This window comes from Bradyrhizobium sp. (genome assembly GCF_049691595.1).
In the GTDB taxonomy this organism is placed as follows: Bacteria; Pseudomonadota; Alphaproteobacteria; order Rhizobiales; family Xanthobacteraceae; genus Bradyrhizobium.
Genome location: NZ_JBAVNZ010000175.1, coordinates 1 through 3,821, shown reverse-complemented (window position 1 = coordinate 3,821; position 3,821 = coordinate 1). Strand labels below are relative to the sequence as shown.

General features: G+C 66.1%; 3 protein-coding genes and 1 pseudogene. 2 read left to right on the top strand and 2 right to left on the bottom strand.

Going from position 1 to position 3,821, the window contains the following annotated elements; translation table 11 throughout:
- Together WCE35_RS07950 and WCE35_RS07945 are read left to right on the top strand one after the other, a co-directional pair.
- Positions 1-1,257, top strand: a pseudogene (locus tag WCE35_RS07950) (NADPH--cytochrome reductase); the annotation flags it as partial.
- A gap of 41 nt (positions 1,258-1,298) precedes the next feature.
- Positions 1,299-1,973 (top strand): spermidine synthase, encoded by a 675-nt coding sequence (locus WCE35_RS07945; RefSeq protein ID WP_424592801.1) that lies wholly within the window; start codon positions 1,299-1,301, stop codon positions 1,971-1,973.
- A gap of 8 nt (positions 1,974-1,981) precedes the next feature.
- Here WCE35_RS07945 and WCE35_RS07940 read toward each other — a convergent pair whose 3' ends face one another.
- Together WCE35_RS07940 and WCE35_RS07935 are read right to left on the bottom strand one after the other, a co-directional pair.
- A complete protein-coding gene (locus WCE35_RS07940) occupies positions 1,982-2,797 on the bottom strand; it encodes a class I SAM-dependent methyltransferase (protein WP_424592800.1) in 816 nt (271 codons plus the stop codon).
- A 19-nt stretch (positions 2,798-2,816) separates the two neighbouring features.
- Positions 2,817-3,737, bottom strand: coding sequence for an alpha/beta fold hydrolase (locus tag WCE35_RS07935; RefSeq protein WP_424592799.1), 921 nt, complete (start codon positions 3,735-3,737; stop codon positions 2,817-2,819).
- Positions 3,738-3,821: the final 84 nt, after the last annotated feature.

Genomic DNA, 3,821 nt, shown 5'->3' with positions numbered 1-3,821 from the left:
CTGTACACGATCGAGCCAGTCGCGCCGTCGGCGGTGAACGCGGTGGTGGCGATGGGCGGCGTCGCGGCGATGAAGGTGCTGGTCAATACCGAACTGCAGAACAAATCGGGCGGCAATCCATCCGGCCGATCGACCCGTCATATCGAGGTGCAACTGCCGCCGGATATCATCTATCGGGTCGGCGACCATCTCAGCGTGGTGCCGCGCAACGATCCGGCGCTGGTCGATTCCGTCGCGCGCCGCTTCGGCTTCCTGCCGTCGGACCAGATCAGGCTGCAGGTCGCCGCCGGCCGCCGCGCGCAATTGCCGGTCGGCGACGTCGTGTCGGTCGGGCGGCTGTTGACCGAATTCGTCGAACTGCAGCAGGTGGCGACCCGCAAGCAGATCCAGATCATGTCGGAACACACGCGCTGCCCGGTCACCAGGCCGAAACTTCTCGCCCTGGTCGGCGACGACGAACAATCGACTGAACGTTACCGCGCCGAGGTATTGGGCAAGCGCAAATCGGTGTTCGACCTGCTGGAGGAATACCCGGCCTGCGAACTGCCTTTTCACGCCTATCTCGAAATGCTGTCGCTGCTCGCGCCGCGCTACTACTCGATCTCGTCCTCGCCGTCGTGCGATCCCGCGCGCTGCAGTGTTACCGTCGGCGTGGTCGAGGGGCCTGCGAGTTCGGGGCAGGGCATCTACAAGGGCGTCTGCTCGAACTATCTCGCCGGCCGCCGCGTCGGCGACATCGTTCTGGCCACGGTTCGCGAAACCAAGGCCGGTTTCCGCCTGCCCGACGATCCGGCCCGACCGATCATCATGATCGGACCCGGCACTGGGCTGGCGCCGTTCCGCGGCTTCCTGCAGGAGCGCGCGGCCCGCAAGGCGGAGGGCGCGAGCCTTGGTCCTTCGATGCTGTTCTTCGGCTGCCGCCACCCCGCGCAGGACTATCTCTATGCCGACGAGCTCAAGGCTTTTGCGGCCAGTGGCGTCACCGAACTGCATACCGCGTTCTCGCGCAGCGACGGTCCCAAGACCTATGTGCAGCATCTGGTCGCAGCCCAAAAGGACCGGGTCTGGAGCCTGATCGAACAGGGCGCGATCATCTATGTCTGCGGCGACGGCAGCAAGATGGAGCCAGACGTCAAGGCCGCGCTGGTCGCGATCTACCGCGAGCGCAACAGCGCGGACGCCGATGCAGGCCAGCGCTGGATCGACGATCTCGGCAGCAACAACCGCTATGTGCTCGATGTCTGGGCGGGGGGCTGACGCGGTCCGCAGCGTCGGCTGATCGTGCTGGAAGCCGTGTCATGATTCCGTGGGTGAAGATCGATACGGCGCGCGTTCCCGGCACGGACGGGGAACTGCGCCTGATGCGACGCGGCGCCGAATTCTCGATCATGCTCGGCGCCAACGAGCTGATGAACAGCCGGCTCAGCGGCTCCGAGGCCGCGCTCGCCAGCCTCGCCTGCAAGAAGATCGAAGCAATCGAGAAACCGCATCTCCTGATCGGCGGTCTGGGCATGGGCTTTACGCTGCGCGCCGCGCTCGCGGTGTTGGGTGCCGATGCGCGGATCGTGGTGGCCGAACTGGTGCCGGCCGTGGTCGCCTGGGCGAGAGGCCCGATGGCGGAGATTTTTGGCGACAGCCTGACCGATCCGCGCGTGAGCATCTTGGAGACCGATGTCTCCGAAGTGATCCGATCGCATCGGCAAACCTTCGACGCGATCCTGCTGGACGTCGATAACGGCCCGGAAGGCCTGACACGGAAGGCCAATGACGCGCTCTACGATCCCGCCGGATTGAAAGCCGCCTGCGCGGCGCTGCGCCCTCGCGGTGTGCTCGCGGTCTGGTCGTCCGCGCCCAATCCGCCGTTTACCAGGCGCCTGTGCGAAGCCGGCTTCGGCGTCAACGAGGTCGCCGTGCGCGCCACCGGAAAAGGCGGCGGGGCACGTCACGTCATCTGGATCGCGACAAAGGGCTAACGCGCGCGTCAGCCGCGGCTGGCGGTGATCACCAAAGCCTGCACGCGGCCTTCGATGGCGCCGTCGCCAAATCGGCGCGCCAGTGCTTCGGCCGTCCGTTGGGTGGCGGTTTCCAGGCCCGAGGCGTCGCGGGCCTCGATTTCACTTCGCAGCGGCGTCCCCTGGCAATAAGCGATCGCGGCATCGCGTGGCGAAGGCGCCTTGCTTTGGTGCTCCACGACGTCGATCGAGATGGCCGTGAGCCCTGCGGCGTCGAGGTCCTGCCGGATTCGTTCGACATCATGGTAGCCGTGCGGCGTGCGGGCCATGAAGCGCGGGGGATCGTGCGGAAACAGCGCCGCCAGCGCTTCGCTCACCGTTTCGGCGAATTCGTTATCCGAGATCGGGCCCCATACATTGAAAAAGAAACGTCCGCCAGGCTTCAGGACCCGGCGCACCTCGCTGTAGGCTCGAACCTTGTCCGGAAAGAACATCACGCCGAACTGGCAGGCCGCCGCGTCAAAGCCTCGATCCGCGAATGGCAAGGCAAGGGCGTCGGCCTGCCGCCACTCGATCCGGCCATCGCCCGATTGTTGCGCCGCGGCCCGATCGAGCATCGGCTGATTGAGGTCGGTTGCAACGATGCGCGCTTCGGCGGCAAGACTCGCCAGCATCGCCCGGGTCAGGACGCCGGTTCCCGCGGCCGTTTCCAGCACCTTCCGCGGCTCTGCTTTTGCCAACCGCCCGGCGAGATCGCGCGCATAGGGTTCGAAGATCAGCGGCACCAGAAACCGATGGTAGATTTCCGGGATCGACCCAACGAATGATTTATCGGATGCCACCATCGGACAGCTCCCTGTAGTTCTATGCCGCCTTCGCCGCCGCGCCGTGCGCATGCTTGTCGATGGCGTCGATGATCTGCGGCCACATCGGGATCGGCAGCGCGTGGCCCATGCCCTCGATCATCAGGAGTTTGGCGCCGGGGATGGCGGCCGCGGTGTCCTTGCCGCCCTCCGGGCGCACCAGCGGATCGACCGTGCCGTGAATCACCAGTGTCGGGGCTTTCACCGCGTGCAGCCGCTCTTTGCGGCTGCCCGAGGCGAGGATCGCGCGAAGCTGCCGCCCGACGCCGGCCGGGTTGAGGCCGCGCTCGAAGGTGCGTTCGGCCCGCGAGCGGTCGAGCGCCTCGTCTTCCGGAAAGGAGCCGGCGCGCAGGATTTTCCAGGTGTCGGCAAAGCGCTCGAAATATTCCTCCTTGGTGGTTGGCGGCGGCGCCATCAGCACCGCGGCCGCTTCGCGGCTCGGCGGCGGCACTTTGGGATTGCCCGTGGTCGACATGATCGAGGTGAGCGAGCGGACCCTTTGCGGAAACGAGATCGCGATTTCCTGGGCGATCATGCCGCCCATCGAGGCGCCGACCAGATGCGCCGACTTGATGCCGAGCACCTCCATCAGCCCTATCGTATCCTCGGCCATGTCGCGCAGCCGGTAGGGCGCGGCGACCGGAATCTTCAGGAACCGCAGCTTGAGCAGTTCGACCGGGGTCAGGCGCTTGCCGCCGGTCATCTTGCCGGACTTGCCGATATCGCGATTGTCGAAGCGGATGACGCGAAAACGGCGCGCGGCGAGCTGCCGGCAGAAATCGTCGTCCCAATGGATCATCTGGGCGCCGAGGCCCATGATCAGCAGCATCGGCGCCGCATCGGCGTCGCCGAAGATCTCGTAGCAGATATCGATGCCATTCGCGCTGGCGATCCGGGGCGGTTGATGGGCGAGCGGGTTCACGGGTCTGTCCTCGAATAACGTCGCGATCGGGGAACTCTATGGCATGGTTTCCCGCGGCGCAGAAGGGTTTCCGGCGTCGCGGAC

Excerpts from the sequence above, each read along its gene's own strand:
- WCE35_RS07945 (WP_424592801.1), top strand. The coding sequence starts at position 1,299 with ATGATTCCGTGGGTGAAGATCGATACGGCGCGCGTTCCCGGCACGGAC.
- WCE35_RS07940 (WP_424592800.1), bottom strand. The coding sequence starts at position 2,797 with ATGGTGGCATCCGATAAATCATTCGTTGGGTCGATCCCGGAAATCTAC.